Below are 26,395 nucleotides of genomic sequence, written 5' to 3'. Positions count from 1 at the left end.
ATCTTATTAAAATGGTCTAATAAAATTATTATATAAATAATTTATTGGAAGGTAATTGTAAAAATTCATCAAAAGGGCTTTTAAATTGATATTGTATCTTTTGATCTTTAAACCCTAATTTTAGAAATAGTAGATCTATAATGAGGTTTTGTTGTTTTAAGTTTAATTCTTTGTATTTACAAGGATCAGATAGTACTAAATTTAAAGTAGGCATAAATTCAATTATAATATTGCATTTTGCATTATATTCTTCTAACTCCTCATTTATTCTATTTTGTGCTCTCTTAAAAGTTTTATATGCTCTTTTTGATATTCAGAGGAGTCTATACGATTATCTAACAATAACTTACGCTGATTATTGAGACAATTTGTGATTTCAGATTTTTCTTCTTCTAATCGTTTAAAAACATCAGTAAACATATTTTGAGTAGTCTCATTAATCAGATTCTTTAATTCGTAAAGTTTTTTTGGTGTACAATACATTAAATTAAAAATATCCTCGACCTTTTGTAAAAACTTTTTATTTCTCATAAGTTATTGATTATTACTATTAAAGTAAATATATTTATTTTTTATATAAACAAGTTTTTTATTATAAGTTGAAAAACCTAAAGAGATTTTTATTAATGCTTATGATCATGGTGGTGGGTATAGAAGCCTAGAGAAGAAAGGGCATTGGAAAATTCGGAGTTAGGAGTTATTTCATTTGGTATTCCGCTACAACATATATGACCGTTTAAGCATATCACTTGATCGGAGTTTTTTATTACGGTAAATAAATCGTGAGAGATCATAAAAACCGTAATATTTAGCTTTTTACGAATCAAATTAATAAGCTGATAAAATTCTTGTTGGCTTGTTACGTCTAAAGACTGTAACGGTTCATCTAAAATAATTAAGTCGGGATTATTAACTATTGAACATGCAAGAACTACCTTTTGAAACTGCCCTCCTGAGAGCTTAGAAATTTCTTGATCTTTTATATGTTCCAAATCAATAAATGAGTTAATCTCTTTAATATTGTTATTAAAATTACTCGGTGCTAACAAATCTAAAAATTTTTTTACTGTAATAGGTAGGTCAGGGGTTAATCCGAACTTCTGCGGTACATATCCAATTTTTAATTTGGGATCAATTATAATCTTGCCGCTTGTTGGTTGTTCAAGCCCAAGCATTAATCGCACTATGGTGGTTTTGCCTGCACCGTTAGGTCCAATTAAAGTAGTTATATTATTTTTTTTGACAGTGAAACTAACGTTATTTATCGGCAATTTATTACCAAATTTTTTAGATACGTTACGAAACTCGATGATAGGTTTTTCCAAAGCGATACTTTATATTTACGGCTTTATTGTCATCCCGCGAGCTCTTGTAGCGGGATCCAGTCTTTGTGTATTTTTTTAGATACCGTGGGGCGGAGCCATGGTATGACATCGGGGCTGTATTATGTAGAATAAATGCCTATTAGTTCTGCCTCGGCAAGTAAATGTTTTTGTAAAGCCAATACTAAATCTTGTTTATTAGCATTCTCATCAAGCTCAAGATAATCATTTAGAGCATATAGTTTAAAAAAATAACGATGAGGTTTGCCGGCAGGTGGACAAGGACCACTGTACTTTTTTTCTTTCCAGCTATTATTTAAAATTTTAATATTGCTATCTATTTGCCCTTCTGAAAGCTTAGTAACAGAAGCAGGAATATTATAGATTATCCAATGATCCCATATACCGTGCGGCGGTGCTATTTCTACCGGTGCATCCGGATCATCCATGATAAGTGCAAAAGATTTAGTATCTGCAGGAGCATTATTCCATTCTAGATGCGGTGAAACATTTTGTCCTTTACAAGTAAATTTATCAGGAATGCGGTCATTATGTTTAAACGCCGTACTTGTTATTATGAAAGTCATAGGTTGCTCCTTTTATTCGTCATTGCGAGGAGAGGCAAAGCCTCGACGTGATAATCTAAGGCATTTTGCACTGTTTCATGAGATTGCCACGCTCCTTATCAGTCGCTCGCAATGACGTTTGATACATACATCAATTCACAACTTGCCATTGTCCGTCAGGTTGGCGGCATGCATTACCATATGCTTTTTGTTGTTTTCCACCTATTACAACTGTTTGAGTGTACTCACGGCAATATTGACCAGTGCTATTTCTATAAGTTTTATTAGGTGTTACGTAACCGTAATTGCCGTTATCCGGATTACGCCATTCTACGTTACTACCGCTAGGAGCTGCTTCTAAAGCTCTCTGTGAGGTAAGCTCTGCAAGTCTTCTATCCTGCTCATCCATACCTGCACCGATTTGCCCACCAAGAACTGCTCCAAGTAATGCACCTACACCTACTCCGACAAGTTGCCCCTTACCTTTACCAAATTGAGAACCAAGTAATGCACCGCCGGCACCGCCAAGAAGTGTTCCTGTACCTTGTTTATTCATACTACCCGGACCGTTACAGGCTTGTAACATAGAAGCTGCAAGAGCTATAATCATAATTTTAGATAATAGTTTCATATAAATTCTCTCTAAATATAATATATTATTTAATAAGTATATGGTTTTTAGAATTTTGTAAAGTTAAAACTAGATTCTGTAAACAAAATTAAAATTATTTGTATTTTAAAATATTATTTTTAATTTTGTTCACAGAACCTAATTATAATTGAATTTTATATTTTCTTTGTTAAACTACAAAAAATAAATTGGAAAGATTTGTCATGGATACTAATAGCCGTAATCGGTTAATAAAATCGGCGTCTTATTTATCTATTACTATGGCATTAATTATTTTAAGTATAAAATTATACGCTTGGGTTGTTACTGATTCGCAATCAATCCTTGCTTCTTTAATTGATTCAATGCTTGATATAACTTCTTCCTTTATTAATTTAATAGCTTTAAGGTTTGCCTTGCAACCACCTGATCATCATCACAGGTTCGGGTATGAAAAAATGCAGGATTTAACAATTTTTTCTCAATCGATATTTTTCTTTGCTTCGGCTTTTTTTATAGGCTTTTCTTCGGTTAAATCTTTATTTGAAAAAACAAAACCAGAGAATATTAGCGACGGTACTACTGTAATGTATGTATGTATATTCTTAACAATTATTTTAGTATTTTATCAAACTTATGTAATTAAGAAAACGGGATCGGAAATAGTAAAAGCCGATAAGCTTCATTATTTCACGGACTTACTAACTAATGTTATAGTAATTATCTCTATAAATTTAAGTGATCATTTTTGGTTTGTTGACCCATTATTTGGTGTAGTTATTTCGTTATATATATTCCACTCTTCTTATTCTTTATTTAAAAAGGCATTTAAAAATTTAGTTGATCATGAATTACCTGAACAAGATAGACAAAAAATTATCTCGATAGTTAATAACCATTTAGGCGTAAAAGGTATGCACGAAATGAAAACTAGATATGCCGGTCAAAAAGCTTTTATCCAGTGCCATTTGGAAATGGACGGCAATATGTCGCTTTATAATGCTCATAAAATTAGCGATGAGATTGCTTTTGAAATATTGCAGGAATTTCCGGAGGCTGAAATCATTATCCACCAAGATCCTTTTGGAGTCGAAGAACACGTAAATTACCGTGAATATATTATTAGATAAAGAAACTAATTTTAATAATTTTTTCATGGAGCAAGCTTTAAAACAAGCACGGCTCGCTTTTGATAAAAATGAAGTTCCGGTCGGAGCGGTGATTGTAGATAGGTTAAATCAAAAAATCATTGTTAGTACCCATAACAATACGGAAGAAAAAAACAATGCTCTTTATCATGCTGAAATTATTGCTATTAATGAAGCATGTAATCTTATATCTTCTAAAAATTTAAATGATTATGATATTTACGTTACTTTAGAACCTTGTGCTATGTGTGCGGCAGCTATAGCTCATAGCAGATTAAAACGTTTATTTTACGGGGCTTCTGATCCTAAACATGGAGCAGTTGAAAGTAATTTGCGATATTTTAACAGTAGTGCTTGTTTTCATAGACCGGAAATATATAGCGGAATTCTTGCTGAAGATTCGGGGCTATTAATGAAAGAGTTTTTTAAAAGGATACGATAATCATGGTAGAGCATTGTTGCGTGGATCATAAAGTATGCTCGGTGTCATACCGTGGCTTGACCACGGTATCCATAAAAAATAACTTATAATACTAACAAATTTTAGTATTTTTAATTTGGATCCCGCGACTTGAGCGCGGGATGACAGGAGTGGAATCGACCCACGCAACAATACTTGTGCAAGAATGACATTGGGAACAAAAAAATATGTTAAAACTATTAACCCCCTATTATTTTAATAAATTATCAAAAGTTATAATACCTATATTAGCTATAGCTACTTTTGTAATGATGATTATAGGTCTTTATTTAGCCCTCATAGTTTCGCCGATAGATTATCAACAAGGTGAGTTTGTACGCATTATGTATGTTCATGTTCCTGCTTCTTGGATGGCCCTTGGTATTTATGTTTTCATGGCAGCATGCAGCTTTAGCTATTTAGTATGGAAAACTACTATGTCGTATTTGCTAGCTGTAGCTTCTAGTTACGTTGGAACTACTTTTACTTTGATTAGCTTAGTAACAGGCTCTTTATGGGGGAAGCCTATATGGGGAACATGGTGGGTTTGGGATGCAAGACTTACCTCTATGCTCATATTATTTTTATTATATTTAAGCTATATTATCATAGTAAATAGTGCGGATAATATAAGAAAGGCACAAAATCCTGCTTCGATTATTGCTATTATCGGACTGATTAATATACCGATAGTAAAATTCTCAGTAAATATTTGGTATAGCCTGCATCAGCCTGCTAGTGTTTTAAGGCTAGGGAGTCCAACTATTCACTCTTCAATGCTAAAGCCTTTAATTATTATGTTTATTAGTTTTATTTTATACTTTCTCTTAATACTGACTATACGAACTTCTATATTAATCGACAAAATCAAAAACCGATAACCAAATGACCTATGTTATAACCGATGAATGCGTAAAATGTAAATATACCGATTGCGTTGAAGTATGTCCCGTAGATTGTTTCTATGAAGGTGAATTTATGCTAGTTATCAATCCTGATGAATGTATAGATTGTGGCGTATGTGTTCCTGATTGTCCTATAGATGCCATCAAACCCGAATCACCGGAGTTAATAGAATGGGTAGAACGTGCAAAAGATTTTATAGAAAATAAAGGATGGAAAAATATTACAAAAAAAAAACCTGCTTTGCCTGATGCCGATAAATTTAAAGATGAGAAAGATAAGTTTAATAAATATATGTTTGCTGAAGTATATTCTGAAGAAAAATGAAAGTAATTATACAAAGTTCAACTTGAAAAAGAGCAAAGAATCCACAAGGCGAGGAGCAGAGCATATACTTAATACGTGAGTACCGCAGCTCTTGTAGGATGACGTAGCCAATTTTTTAAGTTCAACGAGTATAGATGTGTTTATTTTGTCACAAAACTTCATAAAAGCTTTATTATATGAATCTAATTACCGATTAAATATAGAACTAAAAAATATAATATGTTATTATGCTATTGAGATAATGTTTAATTATTTGATTTGAGGTGCTAATCATGCAAAAGTTACTTTTAATAGCTGCTACAAGTGCAACAATTTTATCTTCTAGCGTATCATTTGCCGAGGGCATGGATAATGACTGGTATTTAAGAATAGATGCCGGTGCAGCAATGTTTAATAAAGAAAAAGATAAGGCAACCGGTGTTAAATTAAAATCTAATATGACTGTTCCAGTTGATTTAGGTATCGGTTATTATATTTCCAAAAATTTTAGAGCCGATTTAACTTTAGGTACTATAATCGGCGGAAAGCTAGAGAAATCCAGAACTGCAACTAATGCACCTTTTACTGGTACTAACATTTCAGCAAGCCATAAACCTACTATTACACGTTTACTTATTAACGGTTATGTAGATTTAACTAATTTTGATATGTTCGATGTTTTTGCTGGTGCCGGTATTGGTCCTGCATTAGTTAAAGAGAAAATTACATATAATGGGATAACCGGTCTTTCATCTAACACTAAAAACAGAACTAATATCTCTTACAAGCTAACTTTAGGTACTTCTGCACAAATTGCTGACGGTGTTAAAGCAGAACTAGCTTATAGCTGGATAGACGAAGGTAGAATGAAAAGTAAGAATATAATTTACCAAGGAACAAGTGTACCAACCGGTGGCATGCGTTATCAAAGCCATAACCTAACAGCTGGTATAAGATTTGATATATAATTACAAGAATATATTAATAGTTTTAGGTAGTCGTCATTGCGAGCGACTGTAAGGAGTGTAGCAATCTAGAAAAAATTTACTGTATTGCCTAGTCAGTTACATACGTAATTTCCTCGCAATGATGTAGATTATATATTTAGTCAGGATGTCACTTAAAACTATTTTTTATCGAATTTAGGTAAAAATTATTATCTAATATCGTTTTTACTAACAACTAATAAAATTTAAAGGAAAAATTTAACAATATGAAAAAATTACTTTTAATAGCAGCTGCAAGCACAGCACTTTTAACTTCCGGTCTTTCATTCGCTGATTGCGATATGAATTCTTCTGTAGATTCATCTACTAATTCATCGATGTCGTCATCTATGGAAAATCAATGGTATTTAAAACTTAATGCCGGCGGTGTGATTTTTGATAAAGCAAAACCTTCAAATAGCAGTGTTAAGTTAAAATCCAATACAGGTTTTACCGGTAATATTGGAGCAGGTTATTATATCATGGATAATTTAAGAACTGATTTTACAATTGGAATGGTAACAAATAACCACATGAAAAAGTCTACAAATGTTTTAATCTCTAGTTCTACTGTTACTACTGTACCATCGGTTATTTCAGCAGGTGGACAACTTATTATTAATGGTGTTGTGATTCCAGGAGATGTGCTTACAAGTGGTCCTGGCGGCACTGCTACTACAGTATCAGTCAAACATAAACCTACTATTGTAAGTGCATTACTTAATGGTTATGTAGATTTTATTGATTTAAGTATGTTTAAAGTTTTTGCAGGAGCAGGTGTCGGTGCTGTGTTAGTAAAGGAAAAAGTAAATATTTTAACTAAGACTGTTGCTAATAATAATGTTATTAGTAGTTCTAATTTTTCAGGAACTACTAAAAACAAAACCAACTTTGCTTATCAATTATCTTTAGGAACTTCATTTGAAGTAGCACAAGGTGTGAAAGCAGAACTCGTTTATAGCTGGACAGATTACGGTAAATCCAAAACTAATACTAAAAATGTTGCAGGAAATAAAGTTAAATTTGGCGGAACCCGTTATAAAGGTAATAACTTAATGGCAGGATTAAGATTTAATATGTAATTTCTCAAATCTTTTTACAAGCTATTAACACGAAAAAGGAGTCTTTAATAAAGGCTCCTTTTTCGTTTGTGTATTGTCTGCATGGATTGATTCCACCCCCCCTGTCATCCCGCGACTTGATCGCGGGATCCAGTCTTTTTTAATTGTTTTTTGGATACCGCGGTCGAGCCGCAGGATGACGTAAGACGCGCTTTTCGATCCACGCAGGCAAAAGCCTTGCAGGAATGACATAAAGAGTCGTCATATCTTAGGTTTTCCTTTATAAAACGTTACGTTCATTTGATGTATTGCTTCAAAGCCTAAATAAATTTTAATACGTTCTAGAATAATATCTTGATAATAAGGTAATTCTGCTGCAGTAGCATTATCTTCTGCTTGTATAAACAGTGTATTAATCTTTTGTTTTTTATAAGTATAGGTGGTGATTTTTAAAGGTAATGCTTTAGTGCTGAAGTTAAACCCGACTATTTTATTCCAGTTAATCATGATTTCAGGCAGCAACGGATGTTGTTTGGCAAATATACGTCTAACTATTTTATCAATATCCTCTTTAATTAGCTTCATTTTAATAAACTCTGCACGGTTAAAGTTATCACGGCTATTGCAAGCATTATAGATATTACGGGAAAATGTAAAGATGTAACCGAAATGATCATTAAAAATATATTACAAACTGCTATAATCGATACTACTTGTTTATGAGACTTACCTTTTTGTACTGCTTTTTGAAAAAAATGCTTTAGATGGGGTTGCCAAATTTTTTCTTTATTGAGCAGCCGAATTAATATGGTTAGCACGGCATCGGTAATGTAATATAAGCTAGCAATAGCACAAGCTATAAATAAGTTAGTGCTTGTAAGAGCAAGTAAGAGTAAGCAAAGACCCGTTAAGAATCCAAGACTAATACTTCCCACATCTCCTAAAAATATTTTTGCCGGATGCCAATTAAATATTAAAAAACCACAAGAACAACCAAGAATAATAACATTTACACTAGCTATAAAATATGGGTTATTAATAGCCGAAAATTGTAAAAAACATAATATAAGCATAGTGCTAGCAAGATGAATAGATTCTATACAACTCATGCCGTCTATACCGTCCATAAAATTATATATATTGATAAATCCAGTTAAAGCTACAGTAAATAAAGCAAAAATAAGGTATAAGCTCAAACCGTGATCACCAAATGAAGTAAACGGTAAGAAGAAATATACGGCTAAACTAGAGCAAATTAAATGTACGAGTAATCTAATTACGATCGGTAACGATCTTAAATCATCTAAAAAAGAAATTGCAGAAATTGCAAACAATAAAGGAACAAGTTTTTCAGAAATAAATGTTGTTCCAGTAGTCCATAATTCAAAAATATAAAGGGAAATTATTGCAACGAGTACAATAGCAAGCCCTCCACCGCGCGGTACTATTTTGTTATGAGAACGCCTTTTATCTGGTATATCAACTACTCCTAAGTAGGAAAGACACGTAATTAATATACGTGTTAATAGTGTTGTAGCTATAAAAGAAAATATAAATAAAACAACATTTATAAAGATTATTACATCGTTCATAGTAACATATTAGATTTAAAACTATAATATTTACGGTTTGGCATGTCTCTACTATCTTATTTGTCTCATATGAATATCGGCTTTTGAAGGTTCAGGACTCCCCCGCTTGGATTATGCACAAGTATAAGGCTGCTTACTTCATATTAAATAAAGCTCGTTTAATTATTCACGTGGATATACCGCAGCTTGGTCTATAGTTCCTTGACTTAAAACCTCATCGGCAATTAAAATATTTTTCTTATTCAAAAATAATATACGAAATTGCTCGAGTCGCATATTGCCCATATTAACTTTTAAATAATCAATCAAAGAACTCCAAGAAGAATAATATTTTTATTTATTATTTTTTGTTTCAATACTCTATTTATCAGCTCACGTATTAGAGCAAAATTGATATATAAATTTTCATTGGTGCCTTTAATACTAAGTAGCCTTTCCTTATCAAGGTTAATTAAATCCGTAATATCAAAATGATCAAGTAATTTTTTAGCAAGAGGTTTTACGGCTTTACTAGGGATAGCCGAAAATAACATTACTTCAAGTAATTCATAACCGGATAAATGTTCTGCTCCAGCGGCAACGAAGCGTTCTTTTACTCTTTTACGGTGACCTATATAATGAGGCATACCTATTTCATCATTACCGAATTCTATCAAATTATTTTCTAATATTCTTTATGTTTACTCAAATTATAAATGTTTGTCACCCCGTGGCTTGACCACGGGGTCCATAAAAAAATAAAATAAAAACTGAATACCGTGGTCAAGCCACGGTATGACATCGAGTACTTGTTCCAAACCATACAACAAAATCAATTTTTATCCTACAGTTTAATATGGAGGGTATTTTAATTTTTTAGGCGATAACGTAAATATTTCAAAACCGTCTTTAGTCACGCCTATAGTATGCTCAAATTGAGCCGATAATGATTTATCACGTGTAGTAACCGTCCATCCATCTAGTTTACTTAATATAGTGTCGTAATTACCGGCATTTATCATAGGTTCAACGGTGAAAAACATCCCTTCTTCTAATGTTAGACCCGTGCCGCTGCGACCGTAATTTAATATTGACGGTTCGTCATGAAAAACTCTTCCGATACCGTGACCTGTATAATCTCTGACCACCGAATAATTATGCTTCTCGGCATAGCTTTGAATAGCATGCCCAATATCACCGAGTTTAGCACCGGGTCTTACTACTTCAATCCCTTTCATCATTGCATCATAAGTTACTTGAATAAGACGCTTTGGCTTAATTGCTATGTCACCGACATAATACATACGGCTAGTATCACCGTACCAACCGTCTAAAATTACCGTAACATCAATATTTACTATATCACCGTTTTTTAATGGTTTATCGTTTGGAATGCCGTGACAAACCACATGATTTATAGAAGTACAAATCGATTTTGGAAAGCCTTTGTAATTTAACGGTGCAGGAATGGCATTATGAGAAGTAATAAAATTATGACAAAGGTCATTTAAACTATTAGTAGTGACATTTGGTTTTACGTGATCAGTAATAAAATCGAGCGTCTCTGCAGCCAATTTTCCTGCTGCCCGCATCTTTACGAAATCTTTTTCCATGTGGATTTTTATGGTCATGAATTTTGGTTACCTTTCACTCAAGTAAAAAAATATATTTTTCATAATACAAAATGGTTCTTTTAATGTAAATAACTTATCCTATTATTGAGAAGTGCTACTATGTTACTTGATTTAGGTTTTGGATATTATATAATTGCTAATATAATTATTATTTAACATAATGGGTGTAGTTAAGTTATTATTTGCTCTTTCTGTTGTGGCTGCACATTCAAATTCTCATCCATTTCTTAAATTTGTAGGTGCAGAAATCGCAGTACAATCTTTTTTTATGATTTTCGGCTTTTATATGGCTATGATTCAGAGCAATTATACAAGCAAAATAAAATTTTGGAAAAGTAGATATTTAAGGCTTTATCCTACTTGATATCTTTTGTATTGTAGCTACTTTCTTCTTGCAGCAAAAATTTTCTTTTTTAAGGCAATTGTGTAATCTTCCATTTCCGGCTGGTTTTTTTTAATTTTTACAAACCTAACAATGTTTATTGGAATTAATAATAATACAGTACATTTTACAAAATACTTTATTGACTCTACGCCTCCTCTTTATCAATTTTTGTTGATACCTCCTGGTTGGTCAATTGGGTTAGAAATTTCTTTTTATTTAATAGCACCTTGGATTCTAAAAAAGAAAAATATCTATATTTTATCCATAATTTGTATATCTTTAATTACTAGAATTATTCTTCAATTTAACGGATTTATAGGAGATCCTTGATCTTATAGATTCTTTCCTTCTGAACTTGCAATTTTCTTAATTGGTAGTCAAGCATTTTATATTTATACTAATCAAGAAATAAACGAAAAAAAGTCTTGGCTTAGTCAATTACTCTATTTATATATTATATTAATAATTATTACTTTTCCGTTTATCCCAATAGAGCTTCAATTAAAAAAATTACTTTTTTATTGTTTATTTGCTTTATCTTTAGGAAAAATATTTGACTTAACCAAAGATAATAAGTGAGACAAATTAATTGCTTTACTCTCTTACCCAATATATTGTTGTCATTTAATTGTCTTGTATAATATATTACCTGCTATTTCATATTGGGCTGATAATGGGAAATTTCTTAATACGTTGGTTACTTTTATAACAGTAATAATTATTTCTTTTTTAATTTATTTCTTTATTGAAAAGCCTATAGAGTATTATAGAAAAAGATATAAAACTCATAATTTAGCTTAATATTTAAAACTATGCTATATTACATAAACAAAATTCTTTTAAACAATAAGGTGCAAGCTGTTATCTTAGGGATAATCGGGCTTGGTATTGTTACTGTTCTCACATCGTATAATATAGACGATCCTTCTTTTAACTCAGTCACAACAGAGTACTCTAGTAATTTAGTCGGAATTTTTGGTTCTTATTTATCGGATTGTTTATATCAATGTTTTGGGTTGGCTGCTTTTATTATACCGCTTGCTTGCTTTGTTTGGGGGAGAAATTGTTGGTATGGAAGATATCGCGGCTCATTTATCCGTATGTTTGTAATGTTTCTTGCTCTTGTTAGCAGTAGCACATTATTATCTAAGTTTAAGCTAGAATTCATACCGACAAATGCAGGCGGAGCTATTGGAATAATAGCTTCTAATTTTTTTGAGCGATTTACAAATCAACTATACTTATTATTAATATTTTTTACCTTTATTATATTAGTTGTTTTACTTGAAATTAAATTTACTTCTTTAAATAATTTTATTATTAAACTAGGTAAATTTTTAACCTATTGGATACAATCTTTTTTACATAATGTATTTTCACGATTGTCGTCGATAAGATTATTCCCTACTAAAAACAATGATAAGATAAATATAACTTCTTCTTACCAAAGGCCCGTGAGTGAAAAAGTAAAATTCACTGAAGAAGCGAGACCCGTACCTGCAAATCCTATAAAATTCTTTAGCAAACCGGTTAGCCCTAAAATATCTCAAAGCGAAATAGCAGAATTGCCGCCTATTTCTTTATTACGTGATCCTGAAAACCATCATGTAAAAGGAGTTTCTTCTTCAGAGCTTAAACAAAAGGCTGAAGAGTTATTAACCGTGTTGAATGATTTTGGAGTTAAAGGGCAGATAATTAATATCAATCAAGGACCGGTGGTAACTCAATATGAATTTGAGCCGGCAGCAGGCACGAAAACATCAAGGGTAGTAGGGTTATCTGATGATATAGCACGCTCATTATCTGCTTTATCAACAAGGATAGCAGTAATACCTGGCAAAAACGTACTTGGTATTGAGCTTCCTAATAAGCAACGTGAATTTTTTTGTTTAAAAGAACTGATAGAAACTCCCGAATACCAAGACAAATCAACTTTATTGCCGTTAGTCTTGGGTAAAGATTTAGCAGGTAAGCCGCTGATTGCCGATCTTGCTAAAATGCCTCATTTATTAGTAGCAGGAACCACTGGCTCAGGTAAATCCGTCGGTATTAATGCGATGATTGTGTCGCTCTTATACCGCTATACTCCCGAAGAATGCCGCTTTATCATGATTGACCCGAAAATGCTTGAATTATCGGCTTATGACGGAATACCGCATTTGCTAACTCCCGTGGTAACCGAGCCATCTAAGGCGGTAGTTGCACTTAAATGGGCAGTTAAGGAAATGGAAAACCGTTATAGAATGATGAGCAATATCGGTGTTAAGAATATCGCAGGTTATAATGCAAAAATCTTAGAAGCAGTTAAAGAGAATAGAGTAATTGAGCGTTCGATTCAAACGGGCTTTGATCCTGAAACCGGTAAGCCTATTTACGAAACCGTTACGATGAATATGGAAAAACTACCTTACATAGTGGTTATTGTTGATGAGATGGCTGATTTAATGCTAGTTGCCGGTAAGGATATCGAAATGCTAATTCAAAGGCTTGCTCAAATGGCAAGAGCTGCTGGCATCCATATTATCATGGCAACGCAAAGACCATCGGTAGATGTTATTACCGGCGTCATTAAAGCCAATTTTCCAAGTCGTATTAGCTTTAAAGTTACCTCTAAAATCGATAGTCGAACGATCCTAGGAGAGCAAGGCTCCGAGCAGTTACTCGGCATGGGTGATATGCTATTTATGGGGAATACTTCAAAGATAAGTAGGGTACACGGACCATTTGTTAATGAAGCCGAAATTGAGAAAATTACGGAATATTTAAAAGAAACCGGTACGCCTGAATATATCTCTGCCGTTACCGAGCAACCTGAAGAAGACGATAGTAGCATTGATATCGGCGACGGCACATCTGATGAATTGCTTTACAAAAAAGCTGTGCAGATAGTACGTGACGAGCGAAAATCTTCCATTAGCTATATCCAAAGGTCGCTTAGAATCGGCTATAACAAAGCTGCCAACTTAGTTGAGAAGATGGAGAAAGAGGGAATAGTCTCACCACCGAATCATACAGGTAAGAGAGAGATATTATTGCCTGAGAGGTAGGAGTGGTTGCATGGCCCAATTCCACCTCTGTCATACCGTGGCTTGACCACGGTATCCATAAAAAAATAAAGAAGAAGACTGGATCCCGCGATCAAGTCGCGGGATGACAAAGTCGGTTCTCCCGCCTACGCGGGAATGACATAAATACATATTATCATTAACATTAATTATTAATATATTTTAATAATTGCCGCCGCAATATATTAATAATGGAAATAATTCAATTGACTACCTCTAACACTGGAACCAGACACCCAAGTTACTATACCTCATATGCATTACCCCTAAAGATTATATAATATCACGTCTTAAAGCTTTAAAAACTAAGATAGCGAAAGTAAACCCGATGGCTATAAGAGATAATAAATGGTCGGATTTACATATAGCAGTAGGATCTAAAGAAATAAAGTTAGTAAAAGCTTTATGTAATGAAAAAAATATTAATGCTACAGATGCTAAATGTAGAACTCCTTTGGAGTTAGCAATACTTGGTCATGATTTAGAAACAGTAAAATTTTTAGTTCATATGGGAGGAAAAATTGCTCCTAACATGTATGGTTGGTCTGCTATTCACTTAGCAATAAAAATCGGTAATATAGAAATGGTAAAATATTTATATGAAAATATGGAATTTCAAAAGTATGATAAATATGGATATACTTTACATGATTGGGCAAGAGCAATGGGTAATGGTAAAATAGTACAATTTTTTCATGATAAAAATCATAATAATAATAAAACTCCTTTAGAGTTAGCTGTAGAATCGAAAAATATCTCATCAGTAAAAGCATTAATTAGCAAAGGTGCTAAATTTGATATTAAAAGCGAACTCGGTTATAAGATTTTTGAACTTGCTATTGATTCTGAAGATTTGAGATTAATAGAATATCTAGTAAATCATACACACCTCAAAACTAGTAAAAATTTTGATTAAAGATTACGCCGAATTTGATAAAGCTTTAGGACAAAAGCTTTTACAAAAAGCAATATATGCCGGTGATTTAGAGTTAGTAGAAACTTTATATAGTAAAGGTGTTGATACCCAGTACAAAGACCAATTAAGGCGTCTAGCTCTGCATCATGCTATAAAAGCTAATTGCGGTGAAGAATTATACAGTTTTTAATTGAACACACTACGGATATTAATTATCGTGATAAATCAGGTCTAACACCGCTGGCCATGGCGAAGAGTAATCATTGTGTCCCGGCTATAGAATTATTGCTCAAAGCTAATGCTTCTGAATATTATATGTATGATGATGTTACTAAAGTGTTAGGAGAATATGGATACTAAATCGTCATTGCAAGAGGGTATTGCCCGTATGGATTACCGAGGTCGTCTTTGCGAGTAGGTGTTGTTGCGTGGATACCTAGGTCGTCATTGCGAGGAAAAACTGTAAGTTGTGACGAAGCAATCCAGTTAAAAAATGCTATAAATTAGCATTTTTTAACTGGATTGCCACGCTCTCTACGTTTACTCGCAATGACGGGAAAACCGAACTACGTGACACCCGCTCACAATGACGACTTAGGTATCCACGCAACAACGCCGTTACGAAATGACATATAATCTATACAAATGCCACATATTCATACTAAATTTGTAAAAATATCATCTATATTATTAATTATAATAGACATATTTAAAAAGTTGTATTAAAATTACAACACTTTCTAAGTTATTTGATTTTTATTAAGGTTTACATTATGGCGAATATTTCTCCAAAATTATTTCAAAAAGCAATTCAAAAAGGTCTTAAAACCGCTTTATTCACCACCTCAACTGCAGCATTAATGCTAACCAGTAGCGGAGCGTTGGGTGCTGCTACAATAGATGCAAATGCAACATTTAGTACAGGTGTGGGGTTAAATCCTACTGTAAAATTTGCAGGCGGTACTTTACAATATACAGATGACGATTTTACGGTTGATGCTGATGAAGCAGTAAATATTACGGCAATAGATGTAAACAGTAAAGCACCTGCTTTATTTACGGTAAATAAAAATATTTCTTTAGGTTCTGTTAATATCAATGGCGGTACGACATTTCCTGTTAGCATTAGTGATACCTTTACGTTAACTTTAACCGGTACAGATGGATTAGGACAGGGTGCCGATGTTTATAATGGTTTAGGAGCTATTACCTTAGGCGGTGCCACTGCAGGCTTAACTATTAACTCGGCTTCTATGGATCCGATAACACTTGATGGGGCACTAGACGGTGCAAATGACGATGAGGGTGTATTAAAAGTTAGTACAGATACCACTTTTACTGCTGCAATAGGTACAACCCATAAGTTAGCTTCAATAACTGTTGATGGTGGTGTAGGCGTAGATGCTATTTCGCTTGCAGCAACAAATATTATTACGAATGGTTCAGTTAATGTAACAGGTACAGTCAGTGGAGCTATAAATTTAGCTGGAGCTGGAGCAAAATTTGTAGCAGGCGGTTTAGTCACGGGTACTGCAGTATTTAATGATAATGGTAAATTAACATTAGGAAATGGAATAACGGGAAATATAACAACAACTGTAGATGATCAAGGTACACTTATTATTACAGGCGGTAATAATATAGGAAATATAGGTATTATAGCTAATGAAGGGCTAAAATTAGTAACTTTTAATAACGGTAATAATAATGCCGGTAATGGAATAGCGGCTGGTAATGTAGTTGCAACAACAATAACAATAGGAGAAGATATCGGAAATAACGCATCGATAGTGACTACCGGGCAAATAGAAGGAGCAATAGAATTTGCAAATGCTGGTAAGCTAACAGCAAACGGAAAAGTTACAGGTACGGCAGTATTAACTACCGATGGTACATTAACTTTAGGTAACGGTATTACCGGGGATATAACATCTGCCGGGAATAACGGTACGGTTATTGTAACGGCAGGTGATATAGCAAATGCCGGTACCGGTGGTAGTGCACTAAAGCAATTAACATTTAATAACGTAGTAGCAAGTAATGCAGGTAATATATTTGCGACTAACGTAAAGGTTGGTAATGCTGGAACTGAGGTAACAACAGGGACAGTAAATGGAGCGATTAATTTTACAGCTGCCGGTAAATTAACTGCCGGTGGGTTAGTTACAGGTGCAGCAGTGTTTAATGCAGATGGGACGTTAACTTTAGGTAACGGTATTACCGGGGATATAACAACGACTAATGGTGGTGATGGTACAGTTATAGTAACAGCAGGAGATATAGCAAATGCCGGTGCAAATGGTGCTGCCTTAGCAGCAGTAACATTTAATAACGCTGGGGCAAGTAATGCAGGTAATATATTTGCAGCGGGTGTAACGGTTGGTAATGCTGGAACTGAGGTAACAACAGGAACAGTAAATGGAGCGATTAATTTTGCAGCTGCCGGTAAGTTAATTGCCGGTGGGTTAGTAACTGGTACAGCAGTATTAACTACAGATGGTCAATTAACTTTAGGAGCCGGTATTACAGGGGATATAACATCTGTTGGGGGTAACGGTACAGTTATAGTAACAGCAGGTGATATAGCAAATGCTGGTACCGGTGGTAGTTCACTAAAGCAATTAATATTTAATAACGCAGCAGCAAGTAATGCAGGTAATATATTTGTGACTAACGTAAAGGTTGGTAATGCTGGAACTGAGGTAACAACAGGGACAGTAAATGGAGCGATTAATTTTACAGCTGCTGGTAAATTAATGGCCGGTGGGTTAGTTACAGGTGTAGCAGTGTTTAATGCAGATGGGATGTTAACTTTAGGTAACGGTATTACCGGGGCTGTAACATCTGTTGGAAATAACGGAACACTTATAGTTAATGGGGGGGATATTGGTGCAGCAATAGGTGCTAACGGTACAGCAAATATACTAAAGCAAGTCACTTTTAATGGAGCGAGTAACGTAACAACTATTGATGCAACAAACGTGACCATTAATAATGGAGCAGCGGATGTAACGGCAGCAGGAGCAATCACAGCAGCAGTGAACTTTGCAGCTGATGGTGCGTTAACAGCAAATAACGGTATTACTGGAGCAGTAACTGCAGCAGGGGGTAATGGTACATTAACGACACTAGGAGTAGGGGTTACCGGAGCAGTAGGTGCAAATGGAGCATCTCTAAAAGTCCTTAATGCTAAAGTTGATAATGGTGCTGCGGATCTTGTATTTGGTAGTGATATTTATGCTCAAACCGTAAATTTTGATAATGTTGCCGGTGGTGGAGCAGCAGGTACTATAAAAGTCGGTGGAAACTTGATTGCGAATAATATAGATTTTGGAGCCGGCAGTACGTTAGAGTTTAACGGTCCTGCTGGTAAGAGTTATAACTTAAGCGGAACTATAGCAAACGGTGCTACCGGTATACTTAATATTAATGCTGGTGATACAGTGATTGCAAATGATGCTAGTATAGGCACGGTTGCACAAATTGACATTCAAAATGGTAAGAATTTTGCAATAAATGCTAAGAACGCTAATGTTGATATATTAAACGCTCAAGCGATTAATTTTAAAGGTGCAAATTCAGGTCTTTTCTTACTTAACGATAGTACTACAGATAATAAAACTATAACTCTTAAAAATGATTTACCTGCGTTTGCAACCGGTGGCGGTGTGTTAACTCTTATTGGTACAACAAAACTTATAACCTTACAAGGTGACGCCGGAGCTAAAGCAATAGGTATGGGAGGAAATGAATTAGCATCATTAAATGTTTTAGGTAGTGTAGCACTGAATAATATAGATGCTGCAAATGTTCTTGTATTTAATATCCTAGGTACTACAAATTTTGTTGATGTAGGCGGTATTACTAACCAAATTAATGTAATAAATATCGGTGCTGCAGGCGTAGGACATACAGGCACAGCGATTCCTGTCGGTGCCGGTTCTTATACAATTGATGCGAATGGTGGTAATGTAGGCATTTTAGCCAATGGTCAGACTATTAATTTTGCACATGAAGATGCAACTTTAGTATTACAAAATAGTGCAGCAGGAAATGGTACGATCACATTAAATGCGGTACTTGATCCATTAGGTCAGAATAAAGGTAAGCTTGCTGTAGATTCAGGAGCTGCGGGTGGAAAAATAATACTTGCAAGTGTCGGAAATGCTACTTATGGTACTGCAGTAAATAAGTTAAAAGAATTAGAATTTAGAGGAAACGGAATATTCCAAATAGATACCGATATATTTATAAATGACTTAGAATTATCAGTAGCGGCAATTGATTATAATAAAAATATCAATTCAAATTTATCATTCGGTGCTGCTACTAAATTAAATCTAAACGGTAATATTAACGGTGATGTAGATTTCAATAATCAAGCAGCAGAGATAACGCTTGCTGATGGTAATAATATTACCGGTAGTGTTACAAGCAGCAACGGAGTTAACGGTATAATCGTCGCTAAGGGGGCTAGCACTATTAATGGACCTATTACAAATCTCGCTATGTTAAAAGTAGGTGCCGGGGCTGTAAGTATAACCAAAGGCAGTAATACTAGCATCACCGAAATCCAAGGTAACGGTACTGCACTCTTAACATTACCTGCAAACTTTAACTTAACAGGCAGCATAAATAAAACTGGCGGTCAGGCTTTGAAGCTAAACTTCACGAATGGCGGTAGTGTTAGCGGTGTTGTAGGGACTGCGGCTAATTCAGTTGGTGATATCACCACAGCAGGTGCTACAAGTTTTGCAAGCAGTGTTAATGCAAAAGGTACGGTGACGCTCGGCGGCACTATAAGTTTTGCCGATACGTTTACTAATACTGGTGCAGTTACTTTAGCCAAAGGTTCTATCACTAATTTTGCTAAAAATGTAACGGCTACCAGCTTTGCAACTAATGGTGCTACTATTAATTTCGGCAATAGCCTAGCCTTTAATAGTAATATAACAGGTAGCGGTACTACTATTAACTTAGGAGCAAATCAAGTAACATATACCGGCACTGGTAGCTTTACCGATACATTAACCTTAAATACTACTTTCAATGGAGCAGCTAAGTCAGACGGTAATATCTTAATTAAATCAGGTAGTACTCTTGATTTATCAGGGGTTTCAACTTTAGCACTTGTTGTTACTGCTACTAATTTCGACATTAATAATATAAGTCCAGATACAAAATATACGGTAATATCTACAGAAACAGCAAGCGGTTTAAAGCCTACTCCCGAAGAGAATGTTAAAATAACCGTTAATAATGACAACCGTTTTGTTGACTTTACTTTTGATGCATCAACTTTAACGTTATTTGCAGAGGATATAGCTGAAGATGTTATAGACGAAGATTTTGAACCGGGTGGACCGCTTGCAAATATCCCAAATGCTGCAAATATAAAGAAATCGCTTGAGTTAATGAAGGATGCTCCCAATGGTTCAGATGCACGTCAAGCTTTCAATAACTTTGGTCTAATGATACCGCTACAGGAAGCAGATGCTACAACTTACCTTATACAAGACGTTGTAAAACCTAGCGATACTATAGCTGCTATTAATAATCAAGTTATACTAAGTAATATCTCAAGTAGCTTAATTAATCTAAATGCTAGAATGAATGCAATACAGCCGGCTGCCGTAGCTGCCGGTGATGAGGACAGAGATGCTAAGTTTGGTGCGTGGATAAGCCCATTTGTCGGTAATGTAACGCAGAAGATGTGTAACAATATAAGCGGTTATAAGTCTGATACAACCGGTGGCACTATAGGTTTTGACGGCTTAGTTAGCGATGATCTAGCACTCGGACTTGCATATACAAGAGCCGATACTGACATTAAGCTAAAAAATAATAAAACCGGCGACAAGAATAAAGTACAGAGTAACATCTATTCCGTATACGGTTTATATAACTTACCTTATGAAAATTTCTTTGTTGAGGGTATAACATCTTACTCGGATAATAAGATAAGAAGCAAATCAAGACGTGTTATTGCAACGGCACTAGCGACTACTGCTTATCAAACTGCAAACGGTAAGTATAAATCCGAAAGCTATACAGGTCAGTTAATGGCTGGTTATACCTATATGATGCCTGAGAACATTAATCTAACACCGCTAGCCGGGCTTAGGTATTCGACTATCAAAGATAAAGGCTATAAAGAAACCGGTACTACTTACCAAAATCTTATCGTTAAAGGCAAGAACTATAATAATTTCGACGGTTTACTCGGTGCTAAAGTATCAAGTAATATCAATGTCAATGAAGTAGTGCTAACACCTGAGTTTTACGCAATGGTTGATTATGCATTCAAGAATAAAGTTCCGGCGATTGATGCAAGATTACAAGGTATGACTGCTCCTTTCCCAACCAACAGCTTCAAGCAAAGCAAAACAAGCTTTGATGTCGGCGTCGGTGTTACTGCTAAGCACAAAATGATGGAATACGGTATTAACTACGATACCAATATCGGAACTAAGTATTTCGCACAGCAAGGTAGTGTAAAAGTTCGTGTGAACTTCTAATATGCTCGGTGTCATCCCGTGGTCAAGCCACGGGATCCAGAAAATAACTTAAAATGTACAATTTTTTGATATTGTTCCTGGATTCCGTGAATAAATCACGGAATGGCATCGAATGTCTACAAATATAAGAAAAAACCTATATAGTTTGACTATATAGGTTTTTTTGCTTTATAATGTAGTCTTAAGAGTCATCATTGCGAGGAAATTGCATAGCAATTAACGAAGCAATCCAGTAAATTTTTTTTTATTATTTTTCTAGATTGCCACGCAGCCTACGACTGCTCGCAATGACGACTGGATATCCACGCACTAATGCCCGTTTGCAATGACGATAAAATTTAATAAAAAATTATGTTAGATAATATTAGAAAAACTGCCGATAGTTTTATAATGCGGGTTTTATTCGCAATGATCGCTTTTGCTTTTGTCGGCTTTGGTATTAAAGATGTATTAAATGGAAGAAGAAGCGGCGATATTGTTACTTTTTCTCATGTGAAAAATATCTCCCAGGAAGATTTTTTGAGAGCAAAATCTTTAGAAATTAATGCTATAAGTAAGCAAACAGGAACAAGTTTAACCGATGAAGAAATAGCACAGTTAAATATTGATAACCGAATCCTAAAAAGGCTTGTTTACGATAATGTCTTAGATTATTTAGTTAGCTATTATGACTTAGATCTAAGTGATGATACAGTTAAAATTTTAGTTAAAGAATCACCGGTTTTTAAAAATGAGCAAGGCGTTTTCGATATAAAAATTTTTAAAACTTATTTTAGAAATTCTTATATGGATGAAGAAAAATATTTATTAAACTTCAAAGAACAAGCTCTAAAAAATATTTTTGTCGGTACTTTTGTAGAAAGTTTCTATGTTCCTAAAGTTATGACTGACAATATAGTAGATTATATGGCTGAAAAAAGAGAGGTAGAATTAATACAAATAGATTTACAAAATAAACCGAAAGATTTACAAATCCCTACTCCTACCGATCAGCAATTAAAGGATTTTTACCAAGATAATAAAATCTCGTTTGAAGTACCTGAGAAACGCAGCTTTTCTTATATTAAAGCTAATATTAAGGATTTAAAAGTCTCAGTTACTCAAGATGAATTGTTAGAATTTTATGATGAAAATAAAGATGAGTTTGGGAATCAAAGTTTTGAATCGGTACAAAAACAATTACATGATTTATTAAAGGCTCAAAAAATCGACATACTTAATATGGAGTTTGCTAAAAAGCTGGAAGATGAGACGGCAGCAGGGTCTAGCTTAGTTGAAATTGCTGAAAAATATAAGCTACCGATACAAAACGTTAACTATGTCAGTTATGCAGATCTTATTGAAGATAAAATAATTGCCGAAAGTGCCGATAGTATTTTTGAGTTTTCGGAAGGAGAATTATCTTATCCTATAGAAGCAGAAGATAAAAGCTATCTTATATTAGTAGAATTAAAATCTATTCAGCCGGCAAAAATACCTGAATTTGATGCTATTAAAGAGCAGGTAAATAAAGTTTGGACAAAGCAGAATATCGCAGATGTAAACTTAAAGATTATCAAGGATTTAGCAAAGGAATATAATTCAGATCAAGAGAATATAAAAGAGCTTAAAGCTACTGGAATAAAAATAAGTAAAAAAAATTATATTAGATCCGAAATGGAAAATGATCTAACATTAACTCCTGAGATATTATTATCAATTTTTAATACTAAAATAGGAAGTAATACGCCTGTATTCCAAGTAGGTGATGAAGTATATTTTGCACATATTAAATCTAGAAGTATAGATGAATTAACGGCTCAAAATATTCATGTCAATTCAGAAAAAAATATAATATATAATATTAAAAATTCTGTAATTGACGAGCTAATTAACTACACAATTATTCAGAATGATATGCAGGTAAAAGCTAATTTTAGTAAGTAGGGAAACCAACTATGTCATACCGTATCGTCATTGTGAGGACATTACGAAGTAATTGATGAAGCAATCTCAGGAGTTTGTTATTATTTCATGAGATTATCACGCAGCCTACGGCTCCTCGCAATGACGACTCTAGGTATCCATGCAACAACACAGTAATTTCCGTAGCTTATGACGAAAACAGAGTAAGCATTATAAACAAAAAAATAAAAATATGAGCTTTAAAGATTTACCGGAGTTTTTAAAATTTTTAGAAAAAAACGGTGAATTAAAGCGTATTTCTCTTGAGGTTAAAACTGACCTAGAAATTACGGAGATTAGTAGAAGAGTATTGGAGCAAGGTGGCCCTGTATTACTTTTTGAAAATGTTATAAAAGCCGACGGTAGTAAATCTACTATACCTGTTCTAACTAACCTTTATGCTAGTATAAATCGTATTTGCATGGGACTTAAGCTTCAGAATGTCGGGGAATTAAGAGAGCTTGGCGTTTTACTAGCATTCCTTAAACAGCCGCAACCTCCCGCATCTTTTAAAGAAACATTATCAATGTTACCGCTTGCTAAGCGTATATTTGCTATGTCTCCTAAAACCGTATCAAAAGCAGCTTGTCATGAAGTCGTCGTTGACAAACCGAATATCAATATATTACCGATTCAAAAATGTTGGCCTGATGATATTTCGCCTTTAATTACTTGGGGGATAGTAGTTACTAAAGGACCTAGTAATGATAAAATAGATAATTACAACCTTGGTATATATAGGATGCAAACAATAGCTCCTAATAAGCTATTGATGCGTTGGTTAAAGTTACGGGGCGGAGCAGAGCATCATAAACGTTGGAAAGAAGCAAAAAAAGAACCGTTTCCTGCTGCTATCGTTATAGGGGCAAATCCGGCGGTAACTTTAGCAGCGGTTACGCCGATACCTGAGAATGTCTCGGAGTATAATTTTGCCGGTTTACTCGGTAATGAAAAAGTAGAGTTGGTACAATGCAAAACTATTGACCTCAAAGTACCTGCACATAGTGAAATAGTGCTGGAAGGTTATGTAAGTTTAGAAGAGTATTTGCCTGAAGGTCCTTTTGGAGATCATACTGGATATTATAATGATGTTGAGGAATTTCCTGTATTTACGGTCACTGCGATAACGATGAAGAAAAATCCAGTATATTTAAGTACCTATACGGGAAAACCGCCTGATGAGCCGTCAATCTTAGGTGAAGCATTAAATGAAATTTTTATTCCTATCTTGCAGCAGCAATTTCCGGAAATAGTCGATTTTTGGCTTCCACCTGAAGGTTGTTCATATAGAGTTGTGGTAGTATCGATTAAAAAATCCTATCCTGGTCATGCTAAAAGAATAATGCTTGGGATTTGGTCTTACTTACGGCAATTTATGTATAGTAAGTTTATTATCGTTGTAGATGATGATATTGATGTTCGTAATTGGCAAGAAGTAATTTGGGCAATAGCAACAAGAAGCGATCCAAGGCGTGATACGAGCTTTATAGATAATTCCCCGATAGATTATTTGGATTTTGCATCACCTGATTCAGGGCTTGGTAGTAAAATGGGAATAGATGCAACCGATAAAATATACCCTGAGACAAATAGAAAATGGGGTAAAAAAATAGAAATGAGTCAGGAAGTTATCGACAAAGTTGATAAGATGTGGGATGGTTTAAAGACATAAGCTTTGACTCTTAAGACGTCATTGCGAGCAACTGCAAGGAGAGTGGCAATCTCATAAAATAATACACCATTCCTAAGATTGCCACGTCGAGGCCTTGCCTCTCCTCGCAATGACTTTAAAACAGTAGCATAACATTATTAGAACTAAACATGTATAACATCACCGCACGAGACTATAATTAATAATTTCAAAGAAATTGCCGATAAATATCAAGAGCTTATTTTGCATTTCATGCAAGGTAGGGGGAGTATGATCCCTAGGAGCCTAATTGATAGTGATAAAAACAGAATTATAGCCTCTTAATGGTAGAACAGTTTTAGGCAAATCCTGAAAAGTTCTGTAAGCTTAATGTTGAATATATTGATAAGTTAAGAGAGCTTACAGCGAATAGCTTTGCAAAATTTGTCGGTAGTCCGGCAAAAGCTGTATTTTCTCCGGATAATCGAGATAAAAGATTTAAAGATTCTTCATGGGAGGATAATGCTTATTTTGACTTTGTTGAACAATATTATTTACTATCTAGCGAGTGGCTTAAGAAGAATATAGAACAGTATGAGCTATCAAATGATCTTAGGCAACATTTAGAGTTTGTAACTAAACATTTTATTGATGCTTTTTCACCTTCAAATTTTGCTTTTTGTAATCCAAAAGTTTTACGTGAGACATTAGAAAGCGGCGGTCAAAATCTAGTACAGGGATTAGAAAATTTCTTAAGAGATATAAAAAGTTCAGGTGATATATTAAATATTAAAACTACCGATAAATCCGCCTTTAAACTCGGTAAAAATATTGCGGCAACAAAAGGAGAAGTCATATTTCAAAATGATTTAATGCAATTAATATGTTATGAACCGAAAGAAAAAGTTCATAAGATTCCGATATTTATTATTCCGCCATGTATAAATAAATATTATATACTCGATTTATCTCCGCATAATTCTTTAGTATCTTTCTTAGTAGAAAATAATTTTCAAGTTTTTCTTATTTCATGGGTTAATCCTGACATCTCTCTATCGGAAAAAGGCTTCGAGGATTACTTAAAAGACGGTATTTTAGCACCTTTTGAGTATGTGAGAAATCTTGGTTTTAAAAAAATTGATTTTGTCGGATATTGCATGGGCGGTACATTCCTTGCTATAATTATCGCATACTTCAAAGCAAAAAAATAGATTCTGTTCATAGTGTTACTTTCTTTACTACTTTGCTTGATTATACTCATCCCGGTGAGCTTGGAGTATTTTTTAATGAAGCTACGATTAACTACATTAAGGAAGATATAAAACTAAAAGGTTATTTTGATGGGCAATATTTATCAAATAGTTTTAGTT

The 26,395-nt window shown here is 34.1% G+C and carries 24 protein-coding genes and 1 pseudogene; 14 read left to right on the top strand and 11 right to left on the bottom strand.

Annotation, left to right across the window (positions count from 1 at the left end):
* Positions 1–28: 28 nt before the first annotated feature.
* From RAS_RS07525 to RAS_RS07505, 5 genes are all read right to left on the bottom strand, one after another.
* Entirely contained in the window at positions 29–214 is a 186-nt protein-coding gene (locus RAS_RS07525; protein WP_147143678.1) for a hypothetical protein, read from the bottom strand.
* Positions 215–264: 50 nt separating this feature from the next.
* On the bottom strand, positions 265–483 hold the full coding sequence (locus RAS_RS07520; protein WP_147143675.1) for a hypothetical protein: 219 nt from the start codon (positions 481–483) through the stop codon (positions 265–267).
* Positions 484–623: 140 nt separating this feature from the next.
* Entirely contained in the window at positions 624–1,325 is a 702-nt protein-coding gene (locus RAS_RS07515) for an ATP-binding cassette domain-containing protein (protein WP_147143673.1), read from the bottom strand.
* 119 nt (positions 1,326–1,444) lie between these two features.
* On the bottom strand, positions 1,445–1,909 hold the full coding sequence (locus tag RAS_RS07510; RefSeq protein WP_147143670.1) for a YbhB/YbcL family Raf kinase inhibitor-like protein: 465 nt from the start codon (positions 1,907–1,909) through the stop codon (positions 1,445–1,447).
* Positions 1,910–2,039: 130 nt separating this feature from the next.
* Entirely contained in the window at positions 2,040–2,519 is a 480-nt protein-coding gene (locus RAS_RS07505) for an RT0821/Lpp0805 family surface protein (protein WP_147143667.1), read from the bottom strand.
* A gap of 203 nt (positions 2,520–2,722) precedes the next feature.
* On the opposite strand from RAS_RS07505, the gene RAS_RS07500 reads away from it, so the two are divergent.
* The 6 genes from RAS_RS07500 (at position 2,723) to RAS_RS07470 (ending at position 7,383) form a co-directional block, all read left to right on the top strand.
* Positions 2,723–3,628 carry a cation diffusion facilitator family transporter gene (locus RAS_RS07500; RefSeq protein ID WP_147143664.1) on the top strand — a complete coding sequence of 302 codons (906 nt, stop codon included), beginning with the start codon at positions 2,723–2,725 and terminating at the stop codon, positions 3,626–3,628.
* Positions 3,609–4,088, top strand: coding sequence for a nucleoside deaminase (locus RAS_RS07495; protein ID WP_147143661.1), 480 nt, complete (start codon positions 3,609–3,611; stop codon positions 4,086–4,088). The genes RAS_RS07500 and RAS_RS07495 overlap by 20 nt, the downstream gene beginning before the upstream one ends.
* A gap of 206 nt (positions 4,089–4,294) precedes the next feature.
* Positions 4,295–4,987, top strand: coding sequence for a heme ABC transporter permease (locus tag RAS_RS07485; protein WP_147143659.1), 693 nt, complete (start codon positions 4,295–4,297; stop codon positions 4,985–4,987).
* A gap of 4 nt (positions 4,988–4,991) precedes the next feature.
* Positions 4,992–5,336: a ferredoxin FdxA gene (gene fdxA, locus RAS_RS07480; protein ID WP_147143656.1), complete on the top strand. Its 345-nt coding sequence runs from the start codon at positions 4,992–4,994 to the stop codon at positions 5,334–5,336.
* A 272-nt stretch (positions 5,337–5,608) separates the two neighbouring features.
* Positions 5,609–6,283, top strand: coding sequence for an outer membrane beta-barrel protein (locus tag RAS_RS07475; protein ID WP_147143654.1), 675 nt, complete (start codon positions 5,609–5,611; stop codon positions 6,281–6,283).
* 245 nt (positions 6,284–6,528) lie between these two features.
* Positions 6,529–7,383 carry an outer membrane protein gene (locus RAS_RS07470; protein ID WP_147143651.1) on the top strand — a complete coding sequence of 285 codons (855 nt, stop codon included), beginning with the start codon at positions 6,529–6,531 and terminating at the stop codon, positions 7,381–7,383.
* 240 nt (positions 7,384–7,623) lie between these two features.
* Here the strand turns inward: RAS_RS07470 and RAS_RS07460 are convergent, their stop codons facing one another.
* From RAS_RS07460 to map, 6 genes and pseudogenes are all read right to left on the bottom strand, one after another.
* Positions 7,624–7,947: a DUF721 domain-containing protein gene (locus RAS_RS07460; protein ID WP_010421012.1), complete on the bottom strand. Its 324-nt coding sequence runs from the start codon at positions 7,945–7,947 to the stop codon at positions 7,624–7,626.
* Positions 7,944–8,954, bottom strand: a complete 1,011-nt coding sequence (locus tag RAS_RS07455) for an MraY family glycosyltransferase (RefSeq protein WP_147143645.1) — start codon at positions 8,952–8,954, stop codon at positions 7,944–7,946. Before RAS_RS07455 ends, RAS_RS07460 begins: the two co-directional genes overlap by 4 nt.
* A 162-nt stretch (positions 8,955–9,116) precedes the next feature.
* On the bottom strand, positions 9,117–9,263 hold the full coding sequence (locus RAS_RS10300; protein ID WP_147143643.1) for a JAB domain-containing protein: 147 nt from the start codon (positions 9,261–9,263) through the stop codon (positions 9,117–9,119).
* Positions 9,260–9,625 (bottom strand): UPF0758 domain-containing protein, encoded by a 366-nt coding sequence (locus RAS_RS07445; protein ID WP_147143640.1) that lies wholly within the window; start codon positions 9,623–9,625, stop codon positions 9,260–9,262. Before RAS_RS07445 ends, RAS_RS10300 begins: the two co-directional genes overlap by 4 nt.
* A 30-nt stretch (positions 9,626–9,655) precedes the next feature.
* A pseudogene (locus tag RAS_RS11215) lies at positions 9,656–9,748 on the bottom strand (palindromic element RPE4 domain-containing protein); the annotation flags it as partial.
* Positions 9,749–9,784: 36 nt separating this feature from the next.
* The gene (gene map / locus RAS_RS07435; RefSeq protein ID WP_147143635.1) at positions 9,785–10,564 is read right to left on the bottom strand and encodes a type I methionyl aminopeptidase; all 780 of its coding nucleotides are present in this window, start codon (positions 10,562–10,564) and stop codon (positions 9,785–9,787) included.
* A gap of 163 nt (positions 10,565–10,727) precedes the next feature.
* Between map and RAS_RS10295 the strand changes: the two genes are divergently transcribed.
* From RAS_RS10295 to RAS_RS10280, 8 genes are all read left to right on the top strand, one after another.
* Positions 10,728–10,931, top strand: a complete 204-nt coding sequence (locus RAS_RS10295; RefSeq protein WP_232049233.1) for a hypothetical protein — start codon at positions 10,728–10,730, stop codon at positions 10,929–10,931.
* 833 nt (positions 10,932–11,764) lie between these two features.
* Positions 11,765–13,999, top strand: a complete 2,235-nt coding sequence (locus tag RAS_RS07425; RefSeq protein WP_147143632.1) for a DNA translocase FtsK — start codon at positions 11,765–11,767, stop codon at positions 13,997–13,999.
* 271 nt (positions 14,000–14,270) lie between these two features.
* Entirely contained in the window at positions 14,271–14,933 is a 663-nt protein-coding gene (locus tag RAS_RS10855; protein ID WP_408634831.1) for an ankyrin repeat domain-containing protein, read from the top strand.
* Positions 14,926–15,123 (top strand): ankyrin repeat domain-containing protein, encoded by a 198-nt coding sequence (locus RAS_RS10285; RefSeq protein ID WP_232049232.1) that lies wholly within the window; start codon positions 14,926–14,928, stop codon positions 15,121–15,123. Before RAS_RS10855 ends, RAS_RS10285 begins: the two co-directional genes overlap by 8 nt.
* Before the next feature lie 583 nt (positions 15,124–15,706).
* Positions 15,707–21,451, top strand: coding sequence for an autotransporter outer membrane beta-barrel domain-containing protein (locus RAS_RS07410; protein ID WP_147143626.1), 5,745 nt, complete (start codon positions 15,707–15,709; stop codon positions 21,449–21,451).
* Between the two features lie 351 nt (positions 21,452–21,802).
* Positions 21,803–23,377: a SurA N-terminal domain-containing protein gene (locus tag RAS_RS07405; protein ID WP_147143623.1), complete on the top strand. Its 1,575-nt coding sequence runs from the start codon at positions 21,803–21,805 to the stop codon at positions 23,375–23,377.
* 211 nt (positions 23,378–23,588) lie between these two features.
* Positions 23,589–25,067: a UbiD family decarboxylase gene (locus RAS_RS07395; RefSeq protein WP_147143620.1), complete on the top strand. Its 1,479-nt coding sequence runs from the start codon at positions 23,589–23,591 to the stop codon at positions 25,065–25,067.
* Between the two features lie 359 nt (positions 25,068–25,426).
* The gene (locus RAS_RS10280) at positions 25,427–26,236 is read left to right on the top strand and encodes a class I poly(R)-hydroxyalkanoic acid synthase (protein ID WP_232049373.1); all 810 of its coding nucleotides are present in this window, start codon (positions 25,427–25,429) and stop codon (positions 26,234–26,236) included.
* The last annotated feature ends 159 nt before the right edge of the window (positions 26,237–26,395 follow it).

It is taken from the genome of Rickettsia asiatica (assembly GCF_007989425.1).
In the GTDB taxonomy this organism is placed as follows: Bacteria; Pseudomonadota; Alphaproteobacteria; order Rickettsiales; family Rickettsiaceae; genus Rickettsia; species Rickettsia helvetica.
Note: the sequence above shows the minus strand (reverse complement) of the source record. Positions and strands in the feature narration are given on the sequence as shown.